This window comes from Streptomyces sp. NPDC016309 (genome assembly GCF_043077235.1).
Taxonomy (GTDB): domain Bacteria; phylum Actinomycetota; class Actinomycetes; order Streptomycetales; family Streptomycetaceae; genus Streptomyces.
The window spans coordinates 381,964-407,388 of the sequence record NZ_JBIBSG010000005.1; the positions used below are offsets into that span (position 1 = coordinate 381,964).

Sequence of the window (25,425 nt, forward strand, 5' to 3'; positions counted from 1 at the left end):
CGTCCGATCTCGCAACCGGAAGGAACACCCAGCATGGCCTACCGCGCCTCATCCGCGACACCGAGTGCGCCCACGCCAGACACCTTGCTCGACCCGAACACCCTCGGCGACGTGCTCCGGGTCGCCTCGGCCTCCGACTACGCCCGGTGGGAGGACCAGATCCGCCGCACCGGTGGCTGCTCCGACCCGATCCACCTCACGGGATGGGTCCTTCACAAGGACAAGACCAGCGGCGAGACCCTGCACCACTACTCCACCGCGAATGAGCCTGGCGGACGGCTCCGCCTCGCCTGCGGCAACCGGCGTGCCTCCCGTTGCCCCGCCTGCGCCTGGACCTACGCGGGCGACACGTATCACCTCATCCGCGCCGGTCTGGCCGGGGACGACCGCCGCGACGTCCCCGCCACCGTCCGCGATCACCCGCGCGTCTTCGCCACGCTCACGGCACCGTCGTTCGGCCCGGTCCACAACCGTCCCGATCGCGGCGCCTGCCGCTGCGGCGCCTCGCATGCGCCCGACGCCCCCGAGCTGGGCTCTGCCCTCGACCCGGAGACGTACGACTACGCGGGCGCCGTGCTGTTCAACAACCACGCCGGACAGCTCTGGCAGCGGTTCACCACTCGGCTCCGCCGCGAACTCGCCGCCCGCGCCGGCCTGCCCCGCCGGGAGCTCCCCGAGCACCTTCGCGTCTCGTACGGCAAGGTCGCCGAGTTCCAGAAGCGCGGGGCCCTGCACTTCCATGCCGTCGTACGCCTGGACGGCCCGGAGGGGCCTGGGACGCCTCCGCCCGCCTGGGCCACGGTCGGCCTCCTCGCGGATGCCCTACGTGCCGCAGCAGGGCACTCGTACACGTCCGTCTCGGTCCCGGCCGCCGGGGACCAACCCGCTCGCACCTTCCGTTGGGGCCGTCAACTCGACGTCCGCCCGGTCAAGGCTTTCGGGGACGGCTCCGACATCACCGAACAGGCCGTCGCCTCGTACGTGGCCAAGTACGCCACCAAGGCTGCGGAGAACACCGGCACGCTGGACCGCCGCATCGGTGAACTCGCCGAACTCGACCGCCATCAGGTCCCCGACCACACGCGCCGGCTCATCACCGCGTGCCGTCACCTGGACAGCCTCTACCCGGACCGGCGCCTCTGGGCCTGGGCCCACATGCTCGGCTTCCGCGGGCACTTCTCGTCCAAGTCGCGTACGTACTCCACCACCCTCGGCGCCCTCCGCCAGGAACGCGCCGACTACCGGGCCGCCCAGGAGCGCGAAGCTCTCGGTCTGGACGACACCGAGCCGGACACGGTCCTGGTCCTGACGGACTGGCAGTACGCCGGCCACGGCCACACACCTGGCGAGGCCGCACTCGCCGCGACCATCGCCCGCGGCCTCCAGACGAACCGCGAGACCGCCCGTGAAGCCCTCCTGAGCGAAGGGAGCAAGGAATGACCACGGCCGTCCGGCCCCGCAGCATGCTCACCCTCGCGGAGGTCTGCGAGGAACTGGCCATCTCCCGCTCGACCTTCTACGACTGGCGCGCCAAGCGTCGGGCCCCGCGCTGCATCAAGCTCCCGAACGGTGATCTCCGGGTCCGGCGGAGCGACCTCGAACACTGGCTCGACGACCGTGAGGACGCCGCCTGATGGAGACGACGTACGACGTCAAGGTCTACAAGATCCTCACCTACAAGGGCGCACGGAAGACCACGTACACCGTGCGGTGGGTCGTCGCGGGGAAGCGGTGGCGTGAGCCCTTCGACACCGTCGCGCTCGCCGAGGGCTTCCGTTCCGAACTCATCCGGGCGACGGGAAAGGGCGAGGCCTTTGTCGTCGCCACTGGCCTCCCGGTGTCCCACCGCTCCAAGGCGGCGGCCATGAGCTGGTACAAGTTCGCCGTCGAGTACGTGGATGCCCGCTGGGCCCAGCTCGGTGGCAACAGCCGTAAGAACATGGCCAAGACCCTGACCGCGACCACCATCGCCCTGTTGAAGGCGAAGCCGAGCCAGTTCGAACCGGCGGCCGTGCGCACCGCTCTGCGGGAATGGGCGTTCAACACCAACCGGCGCCCGGACGCGCCGCGGGACGTGGTGGCCATCCTCCGGTGGGTCGAGCGGAACTCCTTGCCCGTCTCGGTCTGGGAGGACCCGGAGAGGGTCGACGACGTTCTGCGCGCCATCGACACCCGCCTCGACGGCAAGCAGGCGGCGGCCTGGTCGCGGAAGCGCAATCGGCGGATTCTCAACGTCGCGATGAAGTACGCGGTCCGGCGGCGCATCCTGCGGGCCAACCCGCTGCCCAAGGGGAAGGAGTCGACGGCTGCCGTGAAGACCTCGAACGCCGTCGACAAGCGCTCGTTGCTGAACCCCGAGCAGGCCGCTGCGATCCTCGGCTGGATACGGAGCCGGCCGCGCGGTGGCAAGCGGCTCCATGCCTTGTTCGCCACCCTGTACTACTGCGGCCCCCGCCCTGAGGAAGCCGTGGCCATGCGGGTGGAGGACGTGACCCTGCCTGCCCCCGACGCCGACGACCAGTGGTGCGAGCTGCTGATCCATACGGCGACCCCTGAGGTAGGGAAGCAGTGGACGGACACGGGGGAGATCCACGAGCGACGCGACCTGAAGGGCCGCGCTGAGGGGGAGACGCGGACTGTGCCGGGGCATCCGGCTCTCACGCGCATCCTGCGGCAGCACATCGAGGACGAACAGCTCCAGCCGGGTGACCTGCTCTTCCAGGGGGAGGGTGGCGGCATCCTCGCCGGTTCCGTCATCCGTCGGGCGTGGCGCAGCGCCCGTAAGGCTGTGCTTCCCCCGCACGTCGTCGAGTCGCCTACCGGGCGGCGCGTCTACGACAACCGGAACACGCGCCTGACGAAGTGGCTGAACGACGGGATTCCGCCCGCCCAGGTGGCGGAGTGGGCCGGGAACAGCGTCGCCGTACTTCTGGCCACGTACGCCCGATGCATCGACGGGCAGCTTCCGGATCTTAAGCGGCGCCTGGAAGCTGCGGGCGACCTGCCGGAGGCACCTGGCCTCGGCTGAGAACTTCGACACGTATTCGACACGGCCACCCGCGAAAACCCGGCGACAGCCGGACAGCCCCGGAGTCTGCTCTTGATCGTCGAGAGGGGACCCGGGGCTGACGTGTGTCGAGCTTCACCCGTTCCGACCAGCAAAAATGCCCTCCCAAAGGGAGGGCGGAAGCTTGCGCCCCCGGCAGGACTCGAACCTGCGGCCAAGCGCTTAGAAGGCGCCTGCTCTATCCACTGAGCTACGGGGGCCGGTGGTGGCCTTGTGGCCTGGAGCCCCTGCTGGGTGGTCCGTGACCTTGCCGGGGACAAGGATAGGGCTCCGATCGCCTTGACCCGGTCGCTTCGCCTGCGTGGCACGATGTGGAGGTTCGGTGAAGCGAACCGATAATCGCAGGCAGGTGCGATTCCCGCAGCGCTTTTGGCGCCTGGGAGCCCGGGTGTTGTGTACTCGTTATGCCTGCGTCCCACTCATCCCCTCTGTCCCTTGTGTCCGATCGGCGCGCAGGGGGCGCCATACGCTTCAAAACGGTCACGAAATTGGGCATTCTTCGCATGTGGTGACCATGGACGTACGGCCTCAGCTCATCGACGCACTCTCCGCCCTGCGCGACCGTGTCGCCGCCGTGCGTCTTCCACTCCCCCTCCCGGGGGCGCCACGGGCGCGGCAGACCCGGGCGGAGCTGCTCGCCCAGCTCGACGACTACCTGGTACCCCGCCTCAAGGAACCCGAGGCCCCGCTGCTCGCCGTCATCGGCGGATCCACCGGGGCCGGCAAGTCGACGCTCGTCAACTCCCTCGTGGGGCGCCGGGTCAGCGAGGCCGGGGTGCTCCGGCCCACCACCCGTACGCCCGTCCTCGTCTGCCACCCCGACGACCACCACTGGTTCTCCGGCATGCGGGTGCTCCCGCAGCTCACCCGGGTCCGGGCGGCCCCCGAGGACCCGGACGACGACACCGACCCCGACGGCGCCGGGGACCGGGCCCTGCGGGTCGAGACCGCCGAGACCGTGCCGCGCGGGCTCGCCCTCCTCGACGCGCCCGACATCGACTCCCTGGTCGTCCGGAGCCGCGAGCTGGCCGCCGAACTCATCTGCGCCGCCGACGTATGGGTGATGGTGACCACCGCCTCCCGCTACGCCGACGCCGTCCCCTGGCACCTGCTGCGCACCGCCAAGGAGTACGACGCCACCCTCGTCACCGTCCTCGACCGGGTGCCCCACCAGGTCATCAACGAGGTGTCACGGCAGTACGAGGCGCTCCTGGTCCGCGCCGGGCTGGGCGAGGTCCCCCGCTTCACCATCCCCGAGCTGCCCGAATCGGCCGGCGGCGGCAGCGGGCTGCTGCCCGACACCGCCGTCGCGCCGCTGCGCGCCTGGCTCGCCCACCGCGCCCAGGACCCCGCCGCCCGGCAGCAGACCGTGGGCCGCACCGCCGGCGGGGTGATCGACTCGCTGAACGCCCGGATGCCGGAGCTGGCCGGCGCCGTCGCCGCCCAGTACGCCGCCGCCGTCCGCCTCACCGGCGCCGTCCAGTCCGCCTACGAGCAGGAGGGCGAACGGGTCCGCCGCGAACTGCGCCGCGGAGCCGTCCTCGCCGGCGACGCCCGCACCCGCTGGCGCGGCTACCCCCGCGACTGCTCGGCCACCGAACTGCTCGACTCCCTGGCCGAGTCCCTCACCGCCCTGCTCCAGTGCGCCGTCGCCGCCGCCGACGAGCACGTACGGGAGTCCTGGCGGCGGGAACCGGCCGCCCGGGCCCTGGACGACGGGACCGGCGCGCCCCCCGGGCCCGACCGGGAGACCGGCGAACGGATCGGGATGGCCGTACGGCGCTGGCGGCGCGTGCTGGAGGAGCTCGCGGAGGACGAGGTCCGGCGCATGGACCGGGCCTCCGCCCCCGACCCCGAGACGGCCGCCGCCCTCCTCGGCGCCGCCCTCCTCGGCGGCCGCCGGGCCCGGGGCGCGGGCGAACGGCTCGCCGAACTGCTCGGTGCCCAGGGGGCGCTGCGGCTGCGCGACCGGGGCGGCGAACTGGTCACCACGTACCTCGACCGCGTCCTGCACGAGGAACGGACCCGGCGGCTCGCGCCCCTCCGCGCCCTCGACGTCACCCCCGAGCCCCAGGCCGAACTCATCGCCGCACTGTCGCGACTGCAGAAGGAGAGGTGACGGCGGTGAGCGCCGTTGACGAACGCTGGGACGACGGGCTGATCGCCCGCCGTGTACAGGAACTGGCCCCCGGGGAGGAAGGACCGCCGGCCGACGAGCCGCACGTCCCGATCGGCGAGGCCTACGACGGGACCCTCCGGACCCGGCTGGACGCCCTGCGGGAACTGGTGGGCCTGTCCAGGACCCGGCTGGACGGCGACACCCTCGCCGAGGCCGGACGGGTGCTCGACGAGGCCGCCGCCCGCCAGCGGCTGTCCTCCCGGCACACCGTCGTCGCGATCGCCGGGCCCACCGGGAGCGGCAAGTCCGCCCTGATCAACGCCCTGGCCGGCGTACCGGTCTCGGAGACCGGACTCCGCCGGCCCACCACCGCCAACCCCATCGCCTGCACCTGGTCCGAGGGGGCGGCCGGGCTCCTGGACCGGCTCGCCATCCCCGGCCGGCTGCGCCGCCGGCCGCTGGCGGGCGGGGTCGGCGACGAGGCGTTGCAGGGCCTGGTCCTGGTCGACCTGCCCGACCACGACTCGGCGGTCACCGCGCACCGCGCCCAGGTGGACCGGGTGCTGGCCCTGGTGGACGCGGTGATCTGGGTGGTCGACCCGGAGAAGTACGCGGACGCCGCCCTGCACGAGCGGTACCTGCGCCCGCTCGCCGGGCACGCCGAGGTGACCTTCGTCGTCCTCAACCAGATCGACCGGCTGCCCGGCGACGCCGCCCACCAGGTGCTGGACGACCTGCGGCGGCTGCTCGACGAGGACGGCATGGCCCTCGGCGAGCACGGGGAGCCGGGGGCCACGGTCCTCGCGGTGTCCGCGCTCACCGGCGAGGGCGTGGGCGAACTGCGCGAACTGCTCGGCGCGTTCGTCCAGTGCCGCGGCGCCGCCGAACGCCGGCTGTCGGCGGACGTGGACGCGGCCGCGGCCCGGCTGCGCCCGGTGTACCTGGCGGACGGGCACCCCGGGCTCGGCGAGCGGTCCCGGGAGGACTTCGGCGCCCGGCTGGCGGTCGCCGTCGGCGCCCGGGCGGCCGGGGAGGCGGCCGAGCGCGAGTGGCGGCGCAACGCGGGACGGGCCTGCGGCACGCCGTGGCTGCGGCTGTGGCGCTGGTACGAGCGGCTGCGCGCCAGGGGTGCCGCCGCGCCGGAGGAGGGTGCCGAGGCGGAGGCGACCGCGGCGGAGGACGAGCTGACGGCGCGCCAGCGCGTCGAGCAGGCGGTGCGGATCGTGGCGGAGGAGGCCGCGCGCGGGCTGCCGGTGCCGTGGGCGCAGGCGGTGCGCGAGGCGGCGGTGCGCGGTGCGCGGGGGCTGCCGGAGGCGCTGGACGAGCTGGTGGTGCCGGTGTCGGCGCCCCCGGCGGGCGGGCGGCCGCCCCGGCCCGCGTGGTGGCCGGCCGCGGTGCTGGCCCAGGCGGCGATGACGCTGCTCCAGTTCTACGGCGCCCTGTGGCTGGTGGGCCAGATCATCGGGGTGCTGGAACCCGGGCTGGTCCCGCCGGCCCTGATCATGCTGGCCGGCATCCTCGGCGGGCCCCTGGTCGAGTGGGCCTGCGCGGCGGCGGCCCGGGGGCCCGCCCGGCGGTACGGGCAGGACACCGAGCGCCGGCTGCGGGAGGCGGCCGCCGGGTGCGGGCGGGCGATGGTCCTCGACCCGGTCGCCGCGGAGCTGCTGCGGTACCGGGAGGTGCGGGAACGGTACGCCCATGTGTCGCGCGGTGGCGGCGAGGGCGGCGGGCCGGGCGCGGGGGTGGCGGTGGGCGCGCGGACCGGGGCGGGGCGGGCGGGTCACGTGGGTCCGCGGAGGGCGTGAGGCGCTCGTGGTGACGGCGGGGCGGCCGGTTGGGCGTCCCCCGTGCGGGTGGTGCGGTTGTGCACGTGCGGGGGTTCGTCCACAGGGCCGGGCGGGTTCGCGGCGGGCGGGCCAGCATGGGCGCAGTCAGCAGGACGACCGCGAAGGGTGGGTGTCATGAACGACACGATGGTGACGCTGGTGGGCAATGTGGCGACGAGCGTCGACTACCGGGAGACGGTGACCGGAGGCGTGGCGAAGTTCCGGTTCGCCGCGACCGGGCGGCGCTGGGACCGGGAGAAGGCGGTCTGGGTGGACGGGCCCACGAGTTTCTACACGGTGAGCGCGTGGCGGGCGCTGGGTGCCAATCTGGCCGCGTCGGTGTCGGTGGGCGACCCGCTGGTGATCCAGGGGCGGCTGCGGGTGCGGGAGGAGGACCGGGACGGCCAGCGCCGGACGTTCGTGGACGTCGACGCGTGGGCGGCGGGGCACGACCTGGCGCGCGGCACGTCCGCGTTCCGCCGGGCGGCGCGCGGGGAGCCCCGGCCCGCGGACCGTGCCGCCGGCCGGCCGGCGGTCGGGGACGGGGTGCCGGACACGGTCGCGGGCGTCGTGTCGGACGCGGCCGGGGGCGGGGGAGGGGGTGGCGCGGTGGACCGGCCGGTGGAACTGGTGTCGTGACGGTGCGTCAGGGCCGGACCACCGAGCGGTGCGTGATGTGGAGATTCGGCGAGCACGGACCCCGTGGTTCGGTGTTCGCGATAACGATTCCGATTCGGAATGGTTGTCTGACGGTATGACAGGGGACTGTGCTGGGTCGCCTCTCTAGGATTCCCGGGTACTCACGGGGCACTTGAGTCGGCTGGCGAGGCACTCCCCCCACGCGCCACGCGCGCAAAGGTCTCGCCCGGAGGGGAAGTCTGTGTTTGCTGCGTTTTCTGTACGGAGGCGGAGGGGGCGCGCCGCCCGCCTCCTCGCCGCGGTCGTGACCTCCGGTCTGGTCGCCGGGGGAGTCATAGCCGGGGCGTCCGCCGCCGCGGCCGACGAGGCGCCACAGCACCGGGGCGGAGCCGCCGCCACCCTCAACGGGCTGACCACCTTCGACCAGGCGGTGCTCCGCGTCGACGGCGAGAGGCAGCAGATCCCGGCCGGCCTGTTCGAGATGACCGTCGACGGCGGCGGCACCCTCAAGACCTACTGCGTGGACCTCCACAACCCCACCCAGGAGAAGGCCCGCTATCTGGAGACCTCCTGGGACCAGACCTCCCTCGGCGCCAACAGGGACGCGGGCCGGATCCGGTGGATCCTCCAGCACTCCTACCCCCAGGTCGACGACCTGGTGGGGCTGGCCTCCGACGCCGGCACCGGGCCGCTGACCGCCGCCACCGCCGCCGCCGGCACCCAGGTCGCCATCTGGCGGTACTCCGACAACGCCCAGGTGCAGGCCCTCGACCCGGCGGCCGAGAAGCTCGCCGACTGGCTGGAGAAGGAGGCCGGGACGGCCGCCGAACCGCGCGCGTCGCTCAGCCTGGAGCCGGGTGCCGTGTCGGGCCCGGCCGGCACCCGGATCGGCCCCGTGACCGTCCGCACCGACGCGGGCCGGGTCTCGGTGGCCCCGCCGGCCGACGCGGCCGCCAGCGGCATCAGGATCACCGACGCCAAGGGCAGGCCGGTGGTGTCGGCGGCCGACGGCAGCCGGCTCTACTTCGACGTGCCCGCCAAGGCCGCCGACGGCTCCGCCGCGCTGACCGTGCAGGCCACCACGTCCGTGCCGGTCGGCCGCGCCTTCACCGGCGTCACCAAGAGCCAGACGCAGATCCTGGCCGGCTCCAGCGAGTCGACCGTCTCCGCCACCGCCACCGCCACCTGGGCGACCGCGGGCGCCATCCCGGCGCTGACGGCCGAGAAGAACTGCGCCGAGGGCACCGTGGACGTCACCGTCGCCAACAAGGGCGACGCGGCCTTCGGCTTCGAACTCATGGGCGTGACGTACACGGTCGGGGCCGGCGGGACGCGCACGGTGAGCGTCCCGGTCGCCGAGGACCGGACGTACGAGTTCACGATCACCGGGCCGGGCGGCCTCCACCGCACCTTCACCGGCGTCCTCGACTGCCGCACCACCGGCTCGGCCGCCGTCACCATGGCCGGCCCGCAGGGGCCCAGCCCCCTCTCCGCCGGCGGCACCTCGGCCGGTCCGGGCACCCCGGTGGACGGCCCCGACCTGGCCGAGACCGGAGCCTCCGGCGCCACCCCGATGATCGCGGGCATCGCCCTGACGATGGTCGTCATCGGCGGGGCCGCGGTCTTCCTCCTCCGCAAGAAGCGGACCCCCGGCGCCGACGACTGACCCGGACGACCCGCTCCGGCCCGGCCCGGCACACCCCCGGCGGGCCGGGCGGCGTCCACCCCGCCCGGAGCGGGCCCGCGCCGCCACGCGGCGTGCCCGAGCCGCCACCCGCCCCGCCGGAGGGCGTCCGGGAAGCGGGCCCGACGCCATACGGGTTTCCTTCGCGGGGTGGACGTCAGGCAAGATGGGGTGTATCTGCCCACTCTCGGACTGCCGGACGGTTTCTCTTGGCTGAGTACATCTACACGATGCGCAAGACGCGCAAGGCGCACGGCGACAAGGTCATCCTCGATGACGTGACGCTGAGCTTCCTGCCCGGTGCGAAGATCGGTGTGGTCGGCCCGAACGGCGCCGGTAAGTCGACCGTGCTCAAGATCATGGCCGGTCTGGAGCAGCCGTCCAACGGTGACGCGTTCCTGTCGCCCGGCTACACCGTCGGCATCCTGCTCCAGGAGCCGCCGCTGGACGAGTCCAAGACGGTCCTGGAGAACGTCCAGGACGGCGTGGGCGAGATCAAGGGCAAGCTCGACCGGTTCAACGCCATCGCCGAGGAGATGGCCACGAACTACACCGACGCCCTCATGGAGGAGATGGGCAAGCTCCAGGAGGAGCTGGACCACGCCAACGCGTGGGACCTGGACGCCCAGCTCGAGCAGGCCATGGACGCCCTGGGCTGCCCGCCCGGCGACTGGCCCGTGACCAACCTCTCCGGTGGCGAGAAGCGCCGCGTCGCGCTCTGCAAGCTGCTGCTGGAGGCCCCCGACCTGCTGCTGCTCGACGAGCCCACCAACCACCTGGACGCCGAGTCCGTGCAGTGGCTGGAGCAGCACCTCGCCAAGTACGCCGGCACCGTCGTCGCCATCACCCACGACCGGTACTTCCTCGACAACGTCGCCGAGTGGATCCTGGAGCTCGACCGCGGCCGCGCCCACCCCTACGAGGGCAACTACTCCACCTACCTGGAGAACAAGGCCTCGCGTCTGAAGGTCGAGGGCCAGAAGGACGCCAAGCGCCAGAAGCGGCTCAAGGAAGAGCTGGAGTGGGTCCGCTCCAACGCCAAGGGACGGCAGGCCAAGTCCAAGGCCCGTCTCGCCCGGTACGAGGAGATGGCCGCCGAGGCCGACAAGATGCGGAAGCTGGACTTCGAGGAGATCCAGATCCCGCCGGGCCCGCGTCTGGGCAGCGTCGTCGTCGAGGTCGAGAACCTCAACAAGGCCTTCGGCGACAAGGTCCTCATCGACAACCTGAGCTTCAGCCTCCCGCGCAACGGCATCGTCGGCGTCATCGGCCCCAACGGCGCCGGCAAGACCACGCTGTTCAAGATGATCCAGGGCCTGGAGGAGCCGGACTCCGGCGCCATCCGCGTCGGCGAGACCGTCAAGATCAGCTACGTCGACCAGAGCCGCGCCAACATCGACCCCAAGAAGACGCTGTGGGCCGTCGTCTCCGACGAACTGGACTACATCAACGTCGGCCAGGTCGAGATGCCCTCCCGCGCCTACGTCTCCGCGTTCGGCTTCAAGGGCCCGGACCAGCAGAAGCCGGCCGGCGTCCTGTCCGGCGGTGAGCGCAACCGCCTGAACCTGGCGCTCACCCTCAAGCAGGGCGGCAACCTGCTGCTCCTCGACGAGCCGACCAACGACCTCGACGTCGAGACCCTGTCGTCGCTGGAGAACGCGCTGCTGGAGTTCCCCGGCGCGGCCGTGGTCGTCTCCCACGACCGCTGGTTCCTCGACCGGGTCGCCACGCACATCCTGGCGTACGAGGGCGACTCCAAGTGGTTCTGGTTCGAGGGCAACTTCGAGTCCTACGAGAAGAACAAGATCGAGCGCCTCGGCCCGGACGCGGCACGCCCGCACCGCGCCACGTACAAGAAGCTCACCCGGGGCTGAGGCAGCGACAGTGGCTCGTCACCTCTACAGCTGTCCCCTGCGCTGGTCGGACATGGACGCCTTCGGGCACGTCAACAACGTCGTCTTCCTCCGCTACCTGGAGGAGGCACGGATCGACTTCATGTTCCGGCTCGCGCCGGGGGACGGTTCCCCCTCGTTCTCCGGCGGGTCCGTCGTGGCCCGGCACGAGATCGACTACCTGCGGCCGCTGGTCCACCGGCACGAGCCGGTGACCATCGAGTCGTGGGTCACCAAGATCGGCGCGGCGTCGCTGACGATCGCGTACGAGATCAAGGACCCGGACCAGGTGTACGTACGGGCCTCGACGGTCGTCGTGCCGTTCGACCTGGAGGCCCAGCGCCCGCGCCGGATCACGGCGGAGGAGCGCTCCTTCCTGGAGGAGTACGTCGACGACGGCATGCGCTCCCCGGGTGAGGCCGCCGCGGCATGACTCCGCCGCTGCACTTCGCCGACGCCAGGGAGGCGGCCGATCTGGCGGCCTTCCTGGCCCGGCTCATCCACTACGACCGGGCCGCCGCCGTCCGCCTCCAGGCGGGCGGCGGGGCGCTGGCCGTGTTCGGACGGCCGCCGAGCTTCGAGGTACTGGCCATCCGCACGGCCGCCCTGCTGGACGACAGCCCGCTGGACGTCACCGTGTCCGCCGGGCAACTCCTGGACGGCATCGAGGAGTCGGCGGGCAAGGCCATGGTGCCCGCCCCCGTCACCGGCCCGCCCTGGGCCGGGCTCCTGCCCCCGCGCGCCGGCTGGCGTGAGGTCCCCGGGCTCCCCGGCGCCGCGGAGCTGCGCGGCGCGGTCGCCGCGGCGGTGACCGAGTTCCGGGAGCGGGACGGCGCCCTGCCGGCCGAGCACCGTACGCGCGCCGAGCGCGACCGGATCGGCCGCGAGATCTGGACCCGGACCGTCGGCGGCACCGGACTGCCGCTGCGCGCGGTGCACGCCGCCCAGTCCCTGGGATTCCTGCCGCCGCACGACGTACCGGTGGCGCTGCTCGCCACCGGCTCGTGGCTGCGGCTGCGCACCCCGTACGGATCGATCGCCGTCCGCGGGGCGGGGATCGGGACCGGCCTGACCGTCACCGCGGTCTGACCCGGCCGCGTCAGGGCGCGTCGTCCGGGCGGACCGCGATGTGGTCCGTCTCCATCTCCAGCGGCACCCGCTGCTCCATTGGCGGTCTGCTGGTGGACGAAGCCCACCACTCGCGCCGGTGACGCAGCCGCGCCTTCGCGTCCGTCGGGAGCAGGTCGCGGCCCGCCACCCTCCCCGCGCCCGCGGTCGGCACGTCCAGGCCCGCGAGGATGTTCATCAGCGTCGACCCGGCGCTGCCCGAGGCGCCCACCAGCGCCATCAACTCGCCCTCCCGCACCAGCAGGCCGAGTCCTCCGTACCCACGCCATGACGACCGCGCGGCCAACGGCCGTACGTCCGCCAGGCCGTGGGGCCGCCCGGCCGTGGGGCCGCCCGGCCGTACGGCCCGGGGGCGCGGTCAGTCGCCGCGCGGCAGGCACCGGTGGGTGGCCCCGGCCGCCAGCAGCCCGCCGGCCACGGTCGCCGCCGCGCACACCGCGACCGCCACGCCGAGGCCCGCCCCGAGCAGTCCGAGCGGTGAACTCCCCGACGGGGACAGGAAACCGAGGTTCACTCCCGCCAGCAGTCCCGCGAACAGGGTGGCAAGGCCCAGCGCGTACGCCATCGGCACCCCCATGCCCCACCACGCGACCCGCAGGTGGAACCGCGCCCCCGAGGTGCGGCCGGCCGGCGGCCGCGGTCCGTCGGCCCGGTCGAGGAAGGCGTGCAGCAGCCCGGCCGCGCCGGTGAGCGCCAGCAGCGGGAACCCGGCGGCCGCCACCAGCAGCACCCAGTCCGCCTGCCGCGCGCGGGCCCGGCCACCGATGACGTCACCCTCACCCGGGACACCGACATGGGGGAGCGGCAGCGTGGCGCGGGCCGCCCGCTCCACCCGCTCACGCCCCTCGGGGCCGCTCGTCAGGACGACGAAGGGCCCCCGTCCCGCCGGCAACCGCGCCCGGGACCCGGACGCCTGGACCAGCACCGGTCCGAAGCCCATCCACCGCAGCGCCTCCGTGCGGGGCGTACGAGCGCCGTACACCTCACGGACCGGCAGCGCGCGCTCCCGGGGGCAGGAGCGCATCGCCCCCAGGGCGGCCAGGTCCCGGCAGTCGCCGCGCAGCACAGGCTCGCCACCGGAGGCGCCCGGGTCCGTCAGCACCCGCAGCACCCGGTCCCCGGGCGCCAGGGCGGCCACGAACCGGGCGTGCGCCCGCTCGTCCGCCGGCGCGCTGCGCACCTCCAGGAGCCGCTCGCCCAGGCGCTCGCCGAGCACGGTGGCGTTCCTGGCCCCGCTCGACAGGTCGGTCACCATCACCACGGCCTGGGCTGCCAGCCCCAGCATGACCACCAGTCCCGCGCCCGCCCGGGCGATCACCGCCGGGTTCGCGGCCGCCCAGCGCCCGCCGGCCAGCCGGGCCGCGTCGGCCGTGCCGTGCGCGGTGAGCCGGAGGGGCACCCGCGCGGCCGCCCGCCCCAGCAGCGGGGGCAGACCGACGAGCAGGAGGCCGGCGCCCAGCAGGAACAGCCCGGTGCCCGTCGCGGGCCCGGCCGCCGCCCCGAGGACCACGGCCGCCGCACCGGTCCCGCACAGCACGCCCGGCCACGACGACGGCAGCGCCCGTCCCTCCCCGCCCCGCCCCGGCCGCGCGCGCCGCACCCGTGGGCGGGGCACGGCGGACAGCAGGCGCAGCCCGGCGAGCAGCAGGCACAGGGCCGCCCACACGACGACCAGCGAGAGCGGGAACCACCACCGCAGCGGCGCCAGATCGCCGGCCGCCACCTCATGACCGGTCAGCGGCAGCCGTACGCCGGTCCAGGTGAGCGCCGCCAGCGGCACCCCCGTGAGCAGGACGCCGGCCGCCAGCGGCCGCGCGGACCCACCGGCCGCGGCGCTCGCGCGGACCGGACGCCCGGCGCCCGGCGCGTGCGGGACCGCCGGCCGGCTGTCCCGCCGCCGGGCCCCGAGGCGGGAGGAGACCACCAGCAGGACGGTGACCGGCAGCCCGAGGCCGGCGGCCAGCAGTCCGTACAGATCGCCCTCGGGCCGGTCGAAGGACTGGCTGAGGAAGGGCCCGGGAGCGGCCGGCCGGCCGGTGCCGAACCCGGTGACGCCGAGCGTCGCCGCCTGCCCCCGGACGTCCACGCCGGCCGGCGGGCGGGCGTACACGAAGAGCTCCCCACGATCGGCCAGCCCCTCCTCGGCGACCGTGCCCGCGAGCCTGCCGAACCGGGTGGCGGCCGGCGGCATGACGGCGAGCAGCGCCGGTGACACGAAGGCCTCGCCCGGGGCCGGCCAGCGGGGCAGACCGGGCGGCGGCTGGGCGGACGGGACGGCGGGCTCGACGTACACCACCGAGAAGTGCCGGTCCCGCCAGCTGTCGTCGCTCTGGTTCCACCAGGCGGCCGGCCGTGTGCCGGGCGCGGCCGGCACGGGCGTCCGGGCGGCGACGCGCGCCTCCCGCCCGCCGTACCCGGCGTGGACCGTCTGCCCGCTCCACACCAGCAGCGTCGCGGCCATGGCGGTGAGCACCAGGCACAGCGCCCGGACGGTCGCCCGGGGGTCGGGCCGGCGGGCCGCCCCGGCGGGGGCACGGTGGCCGGCGGCGGGCGGGAGCGCGGTCGTGCCGTGGCGCCGGACGCGGTCGGCGTCCCGTACGCGGCTCATGCGCTGCCGCCGCTCGGCCCGGTGACGGCGACGGAGGCGCCGGGGCGGGCGGTCGTCACGGCGTCGCGCGGCACGGTCCGGCCGCCCGGCTCGCGGGCCGGCCAGGTGACCGTCATGGTGGGGGCGGTCATCGTGCTCAGGGGTGCCGCTTCCAGGCGGAGCACGCGTCCGACACGAGCGGACGGTTCTCGCACGTCTGGAGGGTGTGGATGGGGTAGGTCCCGCTCGTGGAGTGCTTGCAGTAACCGCCCGTCTCCTCCATGCGGACGACGGTGTCGGGCGTGGTCCGCCGGAAGTTGACGTAGACGTTGAAGCCGTCGTACTCCCGGTCGCAGACGCCCGCGTACTTGTGGTCACTGCCGATGTAGCCGAAGTCCTCGCCCTCGTACACATAGAACGTGTCACCGAAGGCGGTACCGGCCCCCAGGAGAGCCGTCACCATCGCGATCGCCACGGCTCCGAGCCGCACGGTCCTCCGTCGCACGCCGCACCTCCACAAGACGAGGGGCACCCGCCGACTGCGGATGCCCGTTCGATGTGTTGCGACTGTGAATTTAGGTGGTCGGCGATGCCGCTGGGGACCGGGTAGGGGAGAGTTGGCCGGAACCTTTTCTGTCACTTACCGGTCACCCAGCGTGCGTACGGCTCAGTCGGCGGTGTTCACCATCGACGCGGCGGCGTACGTCAGGTAGTTCCACAGCGTCCGCTCGTGCTCCTCGGACAGGCCGAGCTCGTCGACCGCCGCCCGCATGTGCTTCAGCCACGCGTCGTGCGCCGCCCGGTCCACGGTGAACGGGGCGTGGCGCATCCGCAGGCGCGGATGGCCGCGGTGGTCGCTGTAGGTGCGGGGGCCGCCCCAGTACTGCATCAGGAACAGCACCAGCCGCTCCTCGGCCGGCCCCAGGTCCTCCTCGGGGTACATCGGCCGCAGCAGGGGGTCCTCGGCGACCCCTTCGTAGAAACGGTGGACGAGGCGCCGGAAGGTGGGCTCGCCGCCGACCTGCTCGTAGAAGGTCTGCTCCTGAAGCGTGCCGCGCGGGATCTCATTCACGGGTCCATCGTCTCAGACGCCCCGGCCGAGGACCCGGGCCCTAGGTCCTTGGCCCGGGGGCCGGGAACCGCCGGGCGGTTCCGGCGGACCCGCGGCCGGGCCGGCCGGAACCGCCCGGCCTCGGGTCCGCCCGCGGCTCAGCCCCGGTGGATGGTGATCGTCGTCCAGGCGCCCACGTGCACCCGGTCGCCGTCCTTGAGCGGGACCGGGACGTACGGCTGGATCGGGTCCTCCGCGCCGTTGAGCGTGGTGCCGTTGGTCGAGTTCTGGTCGACCACCGCCCAGGAACCGTCCGGCTGCTGCACCAGCACCGCGTGGTGGTGCGAGACGCCCGGGTCCTCCGGCGGCACGGACAGGTCGATGTCGGGGGACTCGCCCGTGGAGTGCCGGCGGCGGCCGATGCTGATCTGGTTGCCGGAGAGCGGCAGGCGCTGCTCCGGGGAGTACGCGGGCAGGTTGAGCCCCGCGGCCTCGGGGCCGCTGCGCTGCATCATCGCCATGAAGTACTCACGGTCGGGCGCCACGACGGCCGTCCAGCCCACCGGAGCCGCCGCCTGGTACTGCGGCGGCTGCGGAGCCTGGTGCGCTTGCGGGGCCTGGGACACCTGAGGGGCGTGCGTGTTCTGCGGCGTATGCGTGTTCTGCGGCCCGTGGGGGTTCTGCGGCACATGGGGCGCCTGCGGGCCGTGCGGGTTCTGCGGTGCGTGGAGTGCCTGGGGCGCCTGCGGTGCGTGAGGCGCCTGCGGGGCCTGGGGGTGCTGGGGCTGCTGAGGCGCACGGGGCGCCTCCTGCTGCTCCGGGCGCTCCGGGGCCTGCGGCGCCGGGGCGTGGGGTGCCTGGGCCTGTGAGGGCGGCGGCAGCATCCAGTCGTCCCCGCCACCACCGGTCGGCGCGGCCGGCTGCGGCGGCTGGGGCTGCGGCGGGGGCGGCGGGCCGGGCTGCTGGAACGCCTGCGGAGGCCGCGGCGCGCCGGGCGGCTGCTGGAAGGCCTGGGGAACCGGCGGCGGGCCCTGCGGCTGCCCCTGCTGCGGGCGCTGGGGCGCGGACGGCTCCGGGTTCAGCGGTTCGGCCGGGCGGTTGACCTGGGACGGGCGGGAGCCCTGGTACTCGTACGGGTCCGGGGTGCGCGGCGGCTGCGGCTGCTGCTGCGACTGGAAGCCGGGCGGCAGGTTCAGCCCGGGCGGCGGCCCGCCGGGGCCACCGGGGCCGCCGGGGCGTCCCTGGCCGCCGGGGGGCGGGGGCGGTGCCAGGGGCGTGTACGAGGTCGCCGTGTTGGTGAGGAAGTTCCACCGGCACTCCTCGCAGAACGGCGCCATGGCCTCACGGGGCGTACGGCACTGGGGGCACAGCTCCGCCTGCGCGGTGGCGTTCGGGTCGCCCCCGGCGAAGCCGCCCGGACCGCCGGGGCCACCCGGCCGGCCCGGAGCGCCGGGGCCACCGGGGCCCGGGTAGCCGTAGGCGGGGGGCGGCGGGGGAGGCGGCGGCGGAACGGCACCCGCAGGCGCGCCCGCCCCGGCCATGCGGTGGCCGCAGACCTCGCACCAGTCGTCGGAACCCGACTGGTGTCCGTTCGGGCAGGTCGGCATGTCGGCGCTTCCCCCTCTCCTCGTCCGGCCCCGCGGGCCGAGCAGATCGTGACCTATTTCTTGACGCGAACGGTCTTCGTGGAGCGCGTTTCGAGCGTCATCTCGTCCGCTTCCGCGACCTTCGCCTTCAGTCGCACAGTACCTGTCGCCGCGTCGACCACGTCCACCACCTTCGAAAGGAGTTTCGCGGTGTCCGCGTTGCCGGAGGCGGCGGCCAACTGCACGGCCCGGCCGAGCTTCGCCGTTGCGCCATCGAAATCGCCCGACTTGCGGGCATCCAGCCCCTGCTGGATGACATGCGCCAGTTCGGCCTGCCCCGTGTAGTGCGCGACCTGCGGATTGATGGAGGTGGACGCCACCATGTCGTCCGTCCACACCGCCCGTACCAGGCCCTGCGACAGGGCCTGGGGCGTGCCGCCCGCCGGGTCCGGAAGGACGAGCGAGACCCGCGCCGCGAGCATCTCCTGGCCGATACCGGCCTCCGGCACGCGGACGCACACGTGGTAGTCGCGGGACTCGTCGCCCCATGAACCCGTCGGGTAGTCCCCGGCCCGCGGCCCCGCCTCCGTACGCCGGTCCGTCAGGTCCTCGACCGCCGGCGCTACCTGCTTGACGAACACGATCTCCACCCCGACCGGGGTCCACAGGCGCAGGGCGACGTCGGCGACCTCCTTGCCCATCGCCGTCTCCATCATCCGCGTGAAGTCCGCGGCCAGGCCCGCCGGGTCGGCGACGATGTCGGCCGTGCCGAGGAGCGCCGAGGCGATCCCGGTGACCTCCTTGACCTCCCAGTCGGTCCCCACCCCGCGGGCGTCGCAGGTGAAGCGCCCGGCGCAGGCGTCCAGGGCGGCCCGCAGGTCCTGGGGCGACTCGTGCTCGTTGCGGCCGTCGGTCAGCAGGATGCCGTGCCGGATCGGTACGTCGGCGGTGGCCAGCAGCCGGTCGGCGAGCGTCAGCCACGTACCGATGGCGGTGCCGCCGCCCGCGCCCAGCTTCCGCAGCGCCTCCTTCGCCTCGGCGCGCGTCCGGGCGTCGGCGACGGCCAGCCGTCCGCCCCGCGGGTACACCTCGTTGGCGACGTGCGTGCCGGCGACCACCGCGAAGGCGACACCGTCGCGGAGGGTGTCGATCGCGGCCGCCGTGGCGTCCCGGGCGTTGCGCATCTTCGTCGGCGGGTACTCCATGGAGCCGGAGCAGTCGACCATGACCACCACGGCGGCGGTCGGCGCCTGTCCCGGTATGTGCGCGGGGGAGACCGACGCCCCGGCCGGCGCCACCCCTCCGCCGGTGCCGCCGCCCGCGGCGGTGACCGTGACGATCGCGTTGACCTCGCGGCCGCCCTCCGGCAGGAACTCGTTCTGGTAGACGTCCACCGAGAACCGGGGCGCGTTCGGCTTGGAGAAGTTCGCCATCTGATCGGCTCCTCAGGACGTGGTCGGACGCCCGCGCGACGGGCGGAGGGAGGTAGGGGGCTGGTCGTCGGGCGGAACGGTCAGGCCGATCCTGCCCCTCCGGGCGCCACGGCGAACGGCACGACCGCCACTGTTACGTTGTCGTGGCCCCCGCCGTCGAGCGCGTGCCCGACGAGGACCTGGGCGCCGTGCAGGGGCCGGCCGGCCGCGTCGGGCGGCACCACCCGCGCCATGTCCTCCGCCCCCTCCGCGTAGTTCCACAGGCCGTCCGTGCAGACCACCACCACACCGGGACGGTCCGGCTTGAACGCGGCGGTGTGCGGCTCCAGTTCGTACGCGTCCGCCCCCAGCCAGCCCGTGATGGCGTGGGCGCGCTCGTCCGCGTACGCCTCGGCCTCGTTCATCAGCCCGGCCGCGACCATCTGCGCGGCCCACGAGTCGTCCTCGGTGAGCCGGGCGGGCGCAGCGCCGCGGTCGTCGGGCACCCAGTAGGCGCGGCTGTCGCCGACCCAGCCGACCACCAGCAGGCCGTTCGCCACGACCGCTCCGACGAGCGTGCAGGCCGGCGCGTTGCGGTGGTGGTGCGGGTCGTGCTCCATGGCCCCGCCCGCGTCCTGCCCGCCGTCCGCGGCCGCCAGCGCGTTGACCGCCTCCGAGGCGGCCACGATCGCGTCGTGCATCGCCGCCTGCGGGTGCGTACCGCGCGGGAGGGAGGCCAGCAGGCTCTCGCTGGCGGCGGCCGCGGCGGCCGCCGACGCCTCGTCGGGCCGGGTCGCCGACGACACGCCGTCGCAGACGATCGCCACGACGGCCGGCGAACCGTCCGGGAGGGCCGTCGAGGACACCGCGAACGCGTCCTCGTTGCGGTGGTGGCGCAGCCCGCGGTCGCTCACGGCGGCCACCGCGCCGAGCTCCTCCTCCATGTGGTCGCGCTCGCGCGGCTGGGCGTGCCCGCAGTTCTCGCAGTACCCGTCCGGATCCACGTGCCCCGCCCGGCAGGCCACGCACAGCCTGGTCCCGGCGGGCGGCGTCGCCGTGTGCTCGGCCTCCCGCGGATCGGGGGCCCCGCCCGCATGGGCGGCCGGGGCCGGGGTGTCGTCCGGAGCGGGCGCCACGGAGTGCGCGGGCGCGGGCGGGACCGGCGGGACGGGAGGGACGGGAGGGACGGGAGGGACGACGGGCGGTGCGGGCGGGACCGGCGGCGCGGGGGCGCCGGCCACCGGGGCGGGCGGAGGCGCCGGCGCGGCGGGGCCCCAGGGCCCGGCGGCCGTCCCGGGCGCGGGCGCCGGGCGCGCCGCCTGGCCGGGAGCAGGCAACTCGAAGTCACCGGCGCCCGCGTCCGCGGCGCGGGCGTCGAACCGCACCGCCGAGGGGCCGGGGGCGGGCCGGCCGGCCGGCGGAGCGCCGACCTGCTGGTCCCGTCCGGGCGCGGCCGGGACGGCGGGCCAGGCCGCGCCGCCCGCGGGGGCGCCCATGACCATCGTCGGACGGTCCTCCGGCGGCGGCGGTACGGCCGACAGGTCGTACCCGCACGCTCCGCAGAACAGGTCACCCGGCTCCAGCGGCTCCTCGCAGCTGGGGCAGGCGGACGGCTGGTGCCTCTGCGACATCATTCACACCCATGTCCGGGGGCGGAAGCGGTTGGCCCGCTCCACCATGTCGATCCTCTCCTCGCCGCGCTGAGCGAGCCGGGCGAGCACCCGGTAGGAGCGTTCCAGTCCGAAGCGCAGGCCGCGTTCGTCCGGTTCGCTTCCCAGCAGCGGGGTCCGTACGGTCCCCGCTCCGGGACTACCGGAGAGTACCCAGTCCAGCGCCTTGCCCAGCACCTCTGTGGACAACTGTTCGCGGCGCACCGCGTCCAGCCCGAACTGCTGGAGCGCGGACACCTGCTCGGCCGCCGCCGTCAGGTCGCTCAGCAGCGGCTCCCGGGCGGAGCGGCGCCGCAGCCTCGCCCGTACCGCCGCCACGCGCGCGGCCGTGTAGTGGATCGACGCCTCCGGCACCGACTCCAGCACGGCCACGGCACCCGCCCGGTCACCGGCGGCCAGCCGGACCCGGGCCAGGCCGAACGCGGCGCTCACGTAGCTCGGGTCCGTCGTCCACACCAGCCGGTAGTACTCGGCCGCGTTGTCCAACTGGCCCAGCACCTCGGCGCAGACGCCCAGGGCGAGCTTGGGCGCCGGCTCGCCGGGGAAGGCGTCGTACACCGCGTCGAAGGACAGCGCCGCGTTCGCGTCGTCGCCCGACGCCAGGGACGCGATCCCCCGGTACCAGACGACCCGCCAGTCGTCGGGGTGCCGCGCCTCCAGGTCGTCCAGCGCCCGGCCCGCCGAGCCGGCGTCGCCCATCTCCAGGCGGGCGCGCAGCTCGCGGAGGCGCAGTTCGGGGGAGCTCGCCGGGGCGGTGTGCAGGGCGGCGATCAGCTCGGCGGGCGCGGACGCCATCAGACCGGCCAGGAAACCGGCGTTGGGGTCGCCCGCGTCGACGTGCGGCACCGGCAGCGCCAGCGCGGTGGCCCGGGCGTCGAGCGGGGCGAGCGGCGGGGTGACGGCGGCAGGGGTGCCCGCCGCCTCCGTGCGCGGCGTGGGAACCCCGCCCGGAACGGGCGGCCGCGCGGGCGTACGGGCGCGGGCGAACAACCCGCCGCCCCGGGGGGCTTCCCGGGCGCCCAGGTCCGACACCTCGCCCTCCGCGGCGGCGAACAGCTCGGTGTCCGGCACCCGCACCTCCGGGCCGAACAGCGTCGACAGGGCCGGGCGCGGACGGCCCGTCTGGACGGCCACCACCTCCCGCAGCACGCCCGTGAGCTGGTCGGCCATCTCCTCGGCCGAGGCGAACCGGCGCGCCGGGTCCGGATCGGTCGCCCGCACCAGCAGCCGGTAGAACGACTCGTACGTCCGGAACACCTCGATGTCGTCCGGGTCCGGCAGCGAGTCCACGAACACGTTCGTGTAGCCCTGGAAGTCGAACGTCAGCACCGCCAGCGTCCGCGCCACCGTGTACAGGTCCGACGCGACCGACGGACCGGCCTCCGCCACCTCCGGCGCCTGGTAGCCGACCGTGCCGTAGATGGCCGACTCGTCGTCGTCCGTCCTCCGCACCGCGCCCATGTCGATCAGCTTGAGCTGGTCCTCGGTCTGGATCGCGTTGTCGACCTTGAAGTCGCAGTAGAGCAGGTTCCGGCCGTGCAGGTGCCCCAGCGCCTCCAGCGCCTCGATGCCGTACGCGCACGCCTGCTCGACCGGCAGCGGATCGCGCCGCCCGTCCGGCCCGCGCCGCTCGTTGGCGATGTCCTTCAGCGACTTGCCGCCGACGTACTCCATGACGATGTAGCCGTCGAGGGAGCCGGTCCGCTGGTCCAGGTGCTCCACGAAGTTGTAGATGCGGACGATGTTGGAGTGCTCGATCTCGGCGAGGAACCGCCGCTCCGATATCGCCGCCGCCATCGCGTCCTGGTCACCGGTGTCCAGCAGGCCCTTGAGGACCACCCACCGGTCGGACACCGCCCGGTCCACGGCGAGGTAGACCCAGCCCAGCCCGCCGTGCGCCAGACACCCGGCCACCTCGTACTGGCCGTGCACCACGTCCCCCGCGCGCAGCTTGGGGACGAAGGAGTACGGATGGCCGCACTTGGTGCAGAACCCTTCCGTACGCCCCGGCCGGTCACCGCGCGCCCGCCCCACCGGCGCCCCGCAGTCGGACCGCGAGCAGAATCGCTTCCGCTCGGGCACCTCCGGCCGCGCCATCACCACCGAACGGGGATCGGGGCGCGGCACGGACGGGACCGACACCAGCCCCGCGCCCAGCCTGCCCCGCCCCGACCGGCCGCTGGACGCGCCGGAACTGCGCACCGACACCGACCGGGACGACACCGACCCGCCCGACAGCGCACGCGACAGGCGCCCCGACACCGAGCGCCGGGACGCGCGGGACGACCGCGACGACCGGGACGACGACCGCGAGCTGCCGGTCGACCCCCGGCCCCCGCCCGCGACGCCCGTCGGCGGCGACGACACCATCCCGGACGGCGACACCACGGGCGCCAGCCCGCACGTGTCGCAGTACAGCTCGCCGCCGCCCATGTCCTCGTACGAGCCCTCGCACCCGGGCCGCTGACACGTCTTCACTGGCTCCCCCTACGGTCCACGGGCCCCGCCCCGGACAGCGCCTCCGCCGCCGCGCGCTGGTAGCGCAGCACCGCCTGCTCGGCGGCCCGCAGGTCGCACGGGGCGCTCCACAGCATCCGGCGGGCCACGTCGTACCGCTCGATCAGCAGCGGGTCCTCCGCCAGGCCGTGCCGGGCGACCTTCGCCCGGTACGCGTCGAGCCGGCCGCGCAGCTCCGCCCGCACCGCGAGCGGCGCGGTCACGGCCGTCAACTGCTCACGGGCCCGCAGCAACTCGTCCTCGGCCTCCCGCTCCAGCGCCTCCAGCAACGGCGACAACCGGTGCCACCGGGCGTGCCGCCGGTACTCGGCCGCCGTCGCCAGCCGCTCCTGGAGCGCGGTCGGCGGACCGCTGACCACCGGCACCTCCGAGGCGGCGATCTTCGCCAGCACCTCGCCCCGGGCCGCGCGCGCCTCGGTGAGCGTCCGGTCGGCGCGCGACAGGACGTCCCGCAGCCGCAGCAGCCGCGCCTCGGAGTCCTGCCGGACCTGGAGCACCGCCTCGATCTCGCGGCGCACGTCCTCCAGCGCGCGGGCCGCCCGGTCGTACCGGTCGGTGTCCGGCCGCCCGCCACCGGGTGCCGAACTGCCCGCCGCCGGACGCCAGAACGCCAGCGGGTCGGTCACCACCTGGGACCGCAGGGTCACCAGCTCGTGCGTGATGGACTCCAGGTCGTCACCGGCCGGGTGCTCCCCGGGCCGTACGCCCACGGAGTGGGCCAGCGACCGTGTGCGGTTCAGCTCGGCGGCCAGCAGGTCTATGCGCGCCGGCAGGGCGGACCACACCGCGTCGGCCGTCACCACCATGTCGAGCGAGCTCGCGTACAGCTCGTTCATCCGCTCCACCAGCCGCTCCAGGGTGAACCGTTCGGCCAGCAGGGTCGCCCCGCCCGGGACCGTCACGCTCTCCCCGCGCAGCCGCTCCGTCAGCTCGGCCAGCTCCTCCCGGCCGGGCCACCGGCGCCGGGCACGCACCTCGCGCGCCTCGTGCAGCGCGGCCGTGTACACGTCGAAGTACGTCCACAGCAGGGTGATCGCCCGCTCGGTGCCGGCCCAGCGGTCCTTGGTGGTGCCGGTCAGCTCGGCGCCTTCGAGGAGCCGGCGGCCCGCGTGGTCCTGGAGGGCGAGCAGCGAGTCCTCGACCGCCTTGTGCTCCGCCCCGAGCCGCGCCAGCGCACGGTCCACCTCGTCCCGGTCCATCACCGGCCCAGGGGGTCCCGTGACGCCCATCGATCACCTCTCCAGTCGTACACGCGGGTCAGCAGGTCAGTTGGTGCGGTACTTCGGCGCGGGCGGCCCGGATATGCCGGGCAGGACGGGGCGCAGCCAGGTGTCGTACGCCTTCGTCCAGGGCCCCTTGCGGTAGTCGACGAGCACTTGGTTGACGCGCCGCACCAGGTCGTCGTTGCCGAGCTTGGCGGCCACGCCGTAGTACTCCGTGGTGAACGGCTTGCCCTTCAGGGTGACGGCCGGGTCCTGCGCCGCCTGGCCGGCCGCCAGCGCGTTGTCCGTCACCACGGCGTCCACCTCGCCCATCTGGAGCCGCACCAGGCAGTCGAGCTGGTTGGGCACGGTGTGGACGTCCTCGTCCTCCGGCCCGCCGTCGTGCGCGTCCTTGAAGACGGCGCCGAACGAGTTCCGCTCCAGCGCCTCGTAGGCCGTCGATCCCTCCGCCGAGCACACCCGCCGGCCCCTGAGCGACGCGTCGTAGCCCTTGACCGGGGAGTCCGCCGGCGCCAGGACCTGCTGGCCGGCCTGGAAGTAGGCGGTCGAGAAGGCGACCTGCTTGATCCGCTTGCAGTTGATCGTCATCGTTCGCACCACCAGGTCCACCGTCCCGTTCTCCAGCGCGGCGATCCGCTGGTTGGTGGGGACGGCACGGAAGACGACGGCGTCCCGGCTGCCGAGGATGTCCTCGGCGATGGCCCGGGCGAGGTCGATGTCGAAACCCTCCAGCTTCCCGGTCGCCGGGTTGCGGTACCCCCACCGGTAGCTGTTCTGGTCCACGCCCACGACCAGCTTGCCGCGCGCCTTGATGGCGTCGACGGCAGGTCCGCCGGCGGTGGACGGCGGCAGCGAGGCCTCCGGGTCCCGGCAGGTGTCGGCCCGCACGGGCAGGGCGCCGCCCGCACCCGACGCCTGGGCGGCGCCCAGGCGGCCGTGGGACAGCGGCACCAGGGTCAGCGCGGCCGTGAGCCCGCACGCCACGGCCATGGCCGCGACCCCGCCCCAGCCGCGCAGCCGCCCG

General features: G+C 74.6%; 20 protein-coding genes, 1 tRNA gene and 1 pseudogene. 10 read left to right on the forward strand and 12 right to left on the reverse strand.

Annotated elements, in window-relative coordinates; genetic code table 11:
• Nucleotides 1-33: 33 nt before the first annotated feature.
• From repSA to ACF068_RS15365, 3 genes are read left to right on the forward strand one after another with little or no spacing between them, the layout of a single operon-like run.
• Nucleotides 34-1,440 carry a replication initiator protein RepSA gene (gene repSA, locus ACF068_RS15355; RefSeq protein WP_392274721.1) on the forward strand — a complete coding sequence of 469 codons (1,407 nt, stop codon included), beginning with the start codon at nt 34-36 and terminating at the stop codon, nt 1,438-1,440.
• Nucleotides 1,437-1,634 (forward strand): helix-turn-helix transcriptional regulator, encoded by a 198-nt coding sequence (locus ACF068_RS15360; RefSeq protein WP_392274722.1) that lies wholly within the window; start codon nt 1,437-1,439, stop codon nt 1,632-1,634. The genes repSA and ACF068_RS15360 overlap by 4 nt, the downstream gene beginning before the upstream one ends.
• Nucleotides 1,634-3,028 carry a tyrosine-type recombinase/integrase gene (locus tag ACF068_RS15365; protein ID WP_392274723.1) on the forward strand — a complete coding sequence of 465 codons (1,395 nt, stop codon included), beginning with the start codon at nt 1,634-1,636 and terminating at the stop codon, nt 3,026-3,028. The genes ACF068_RS15360 and ACF068_RS15365 overlap by 1 nt, the downstream gene beginning before the upstream one ends.
• A gap of 166 nt (nt 3,029-3,194) precedes the next feature.
• On the opposite strand, the gene ACF068_RS15370 is transcribed toward ACF068_RS15365, so the two are convergent.
• A tRNA-Arg gene (locus ACF068_RS15370) sits at nt 3,195-3,267 on the reverse strand.
• Nucleotides 3,268-3,581: 314 nt separating this feature from the next.
• On the opposite strand from ACF068_RS15370, the gene ACF068_RS15375 reads away from it, so the two are divergent.
• From ACF068_RS15375 to ACF068_RS15405, 7 genes are all read left to right on the forward strand, one after another.
• Nucleotides 3,582-5,186, forward strand: coding sequence for a dynamin family protein (locus ACF068_RS15375; RefSeq protein WP_392274724.1), 1,605 nt, complete (start codon nt 3,582-3,584; stop codon nt 5,184-5,186).
• Entirely contained in the window at nt 5,183-6,991 is a 1,809-nt protein-coding gene (locus tag ACF068_RS15380) for a GTPase (RefSeq protein ID WP_392274725.1), read from the forward strand. Before ACF068_RS15375 ends, ACF068_RS15380 begins: the two co-directional genes overlap by 4 nt.
• Nucleotides 6,992-7,147: 156 nt before the next feature.
• Nucleotides 7,148-7,651 carry a single-stranded DNA-binding protein gene (locus ACF068_RS15385; RefSeq protein ID WP_392274726.1) on the forward strand — a complete coding sequence of 168 codons (504 nt, stop codon included), beginning with the start codon at nt 7,148-7,150 and terminating at the stop codon, nt 7,649-7,651.
• 241 nt (nt 7,652-7,892) lie between these two features.
• Complete coding sequence (locus ACF068_RS15390) at nt 7,893-9,317, forward strand: Cys-Gln thioester bond-forming surface protein (protein WP_392274727.1); 1,425 nt, start codon at nt 7,893-7,895, stop codon at nt 9,315-9,317.
• Nucleotides 9,318-9,544: 227 nt separating this feature from the next.
• Nucleotides 9,545-11,209 carry an energy-dependent translational throttle protein EttA gene (gene ettA, locus ACF068_RS15395; RefSeq protein WP_392274728.1) on the forward strand — a complete coding sequence of 555 codons (1,665 nt, stop codon included), beginning with the start codon at nt 9,545-9,547 and terminating at the stop codon, nt 11,207-11,209.
• Nucleotides 11,210-11,219: 10 nt separating this feature from the next.
• A complete protein-coding gene (locus tag ACF068_RS15400) occupies nt 11,220-11,660 on the forward strand; it encodes a thioesterase family protein (protein ID WP_189551530.1) in 441 nt (146 codons plus the stop codon).
• Entirely contained in the window at nt 11,657-12,316 is a 660-nt protein-coding gene (locus tag ACF068_RS15405; protein ID WP_392274729.1) for a hypothetical protein, read from the forward strand. Before ACF068_RS15400 ends, ACF068_RS15405 begins: the two co-directional genes overlap by 4 nt.
• 80 nt (nt 12,317-12,396) lie before the next feature.
• Here the strand turns inward: ACF068_RS15405 and ACF068_RS15410 are convergent.
• The 11 genes and pseudogenes from ACF068_RS15410 to ACF068_RS15460 all read right to left on the reverse strand — a co-directional run.
• Nucleotides 12,397-12,608, reverse strand: a pseudogene (locus ACF068_RS15410) (ATP-binding cassette domain-containing protein); the annotation flags it as partial.
• Between the two features lie 105 nt (nt 12,609-12,713).
• Nucleotides 12,714-14,963 carry a hypothetical protein gene (locus tag ACF068_RS15415; protein WP_392274730.1) on the reverse strand — a complete coding sequence of 750 codons (2,250 nt, stop codon included), beginning with the start codon at nt 14,961-14,963 and terminating at the stop codon, nt 12,714-12,716.
• Complete coding sequence (locus tag ACF068_RS15420) at nt 14,960-15,094, reverse strand: hypothetical protein (protein WP_392274731.1); 135 nt, start codon at nt 15,092-15,094, stop codon at nt 14,960-14,962. The genes ACF068_RS15415 and ACF068_RS15420 overlap by 4 nt, the downstream gene beginning before the upstream one ends.
• A gap of 5 nt (nt 15,095-15,099) precedes the next feature.
• Entirely contained in the window at nt 15,100-15,447 is a 348-nt protein-coding gene (locus ACF068_RS15425; RefSeq protein WP_392274732.1) for a hypothetical protein, read from the reverse strand.
• 162 nt (nt 15,448-15,609) lie between these two features.
• Nucleotides 15,610-16,014 carry a globin gene (locus ACF068_RS15430; RefSeq protein ID WP_392274733.1) on the reverse strand — a complete coding sequence of 135 codons (405 nt, stop codon included), beginning with the start codon at nt 16,012-16,014 and terminating at the stop codon, nt 15,610-15,612.
• A gap of 137 nt (nt 16,015-16,151) precedes the next feature.
• A complete protein-coding gene (locus ACF068_RS15435) occupies nt 16,152-17,600 on the reverse strand; it encodes an FHA domain-containing protein (RefSeq protein ID WP_392274734.1) in 1,449 nt (482 codons plus the stop codon).
• Nucleotides 17,601-17,653: 53 nt separating this feature from the next.
• Nucleotides 17,654-19,012 carry a VWA domain-containing protein gene (locus ACF068_RS15440; RefSeq protein WP_392274735.1) on the reverse strand — a complete coding sequence of 453 codons (1,359 nt, stop codon included), beginning with the start codon at nt 19,010-19,012 and terminating at the stop codon, nt 17,654-17,656.
• Nucleotides 19,013-19,092: 80 nt separating this feature from the next.
• Nucleotides 19,093-20,622, reverse strand: coding sequence for a PP2C family serine/threonine-protein phosphatase (locus ACF068_RS15445; RefSeq protein ID WP_392274736.1), 1,530 nt, complete (start codon nt 20,620-20,622; stop codon nt 19,093-19,095).
• Between the two features lie 3 nt (nt 20,623-20,625).
• Nucleotides 20,626-23,094 carry a tetratricopeptide repeat protein gene (locus tag ACF068_RS15450; protein ID WP_392274874.1) on the reverse strand — a complete coding sequence of 823 codons (2,469 nt, stop codon included), beginning with the start codon at nt 23,092-23,094 and terminating at the stop codon, nt 20,626-20,628.
• Between the two features lie 41 nt (nt 23,095-23,135).
• Nucleotides 23,136-24,407, reverse strand: a complete 1,272-nt coding sequence (locus ACF068_RS15455) for a hypothetical protein (protein ID WP_392274737.1) — start codon at nt 24,405-24,407, stop codon at nt 23,136-23,138.
• A 36-nt stretch (nt 24,408-24,443) separates the two neighbouring features.
• The gene (locus tag ACF068_RS15460) at nt 24,444-25,391 is read right to left on the reverse strand and encodes a glutamate ABC transporter substrate-binding protein (protein ID WP_392274875.1); all 948 of its coding nucleotides are present in this window, start codon (nt 25,389-25,391) and stop codon (nt 24,444-24,446) included.
• Between the last annotated feature and the right edge of the window lie 34 nt (nt 25,392-25,425).

What these genes read in the sequence shown, in the direction of transcription:
- ACF068_RS15360 (WP_392274722.1), top strand. Translation starts at nt 1,437, where the DNA reads ATGACCACGGCCGTCCGGCCCCGCAGCATGCTCACCCTCGCGGAGGTC.
- ACF068_RS15440 (WP_392274735.1), bottom strand. Translation starts at nt 19,012, where the DNA reads ATGGCGAACTTCTCCAAGCCGAACGCGCCCCGGTTCTCGGTGGACGTC.
- ACF068_RS15460 (WP_392274875.1), bottom strand. Translation starts at nt 25,391, where the DNA reads ATGGCCGTGGCGTGCGGGCTCACGGCCGCGCTGACCCTGGTGCCGCTG.
- ACF068_RS15455 (WP_392274737.1), bottom strand. Translation starts at nt 24,407, where the DNA reads ATGGGCGTCACGGGACCCCCTGGGCCGGTGATGGACCGGGACGAGGTG.
- repSA (WP_392274721.1), top strand. Translation starts at nt 34, where the DNA reads ATGGCCTACCGCGCCTCATCCGCGACACCGAGTGCGCCCACGCCAGAC.
- ACF068_RS15415 (WP_392274730.1), bottom strand. Translation starts at nt 14,963, where the DNA reads ATGAGCCGCGTACGGGACGCCGACCGCGTCCGGCGCCACGGCACGACC.
- ACF068_RS15420 (WP_392274731.1), bottom strand. Translation starts at nt 15,094, where the DNA reads ATGACCGCCCCCACCATGACGGTCACCTGGCCGGCCCGCGAGCCGGGC.
- ACF068_RS15445 (WP_392274736.1), bottom strand. Translation starts at nt 20,622, where the DNA reads ATGTCGCAGAGGCACCAGCCGTCCGCCTGCCCCAGCTGCGAGGAGCCG.
- ACF068_RS15375 (WP_392274724.1), top strand. Translation starts at nt 3,582, where the DNA reads ATGGACGTACGGCCTCAGCTCATCGACGCACTCTCCGCCCTGCGCGAC.
- ACF068_RS15435 (WP_392274734.1), bottom strand. Translation starts at nt 17,600, where the DNA reads ATGCCGACCTGCCCGAACGGACACCAGTCGGGTTCCGACGACTGGTGC.
- ACF068_RS15365 (WP_392274723.1), top strand. Translation starts at nt 1,634, where the DNA reads ATGGAGACGACGTACGACGTCAAGGTCTACAAGATCCTCACCTACAAG.
- ACF068_RS15405 (WP_392274729.1), top strand. Translation starts at nt 11,657, where the DNA reads ATGACTCCGCCGCTGCACTTCGCCGACGCCAGGGAGGCGGCCGATCTG.
- ACF068_RS15385 (WP_392274726.1), top strand. Translation starts at nt 7,148, where the DNA reads ATGAACGACACGATGGTGACGCTGGTGGGCAATGTGGCGACGAGCGTC.
- ACF068_RS15450 (WP_392274874.1), bottom strand. Translation starts at nt 23,094, where the DNA reads ATGGGCGGCGGCGAGCTGTACTGCGACACGTGCGGGCTGGCGCCCGTG.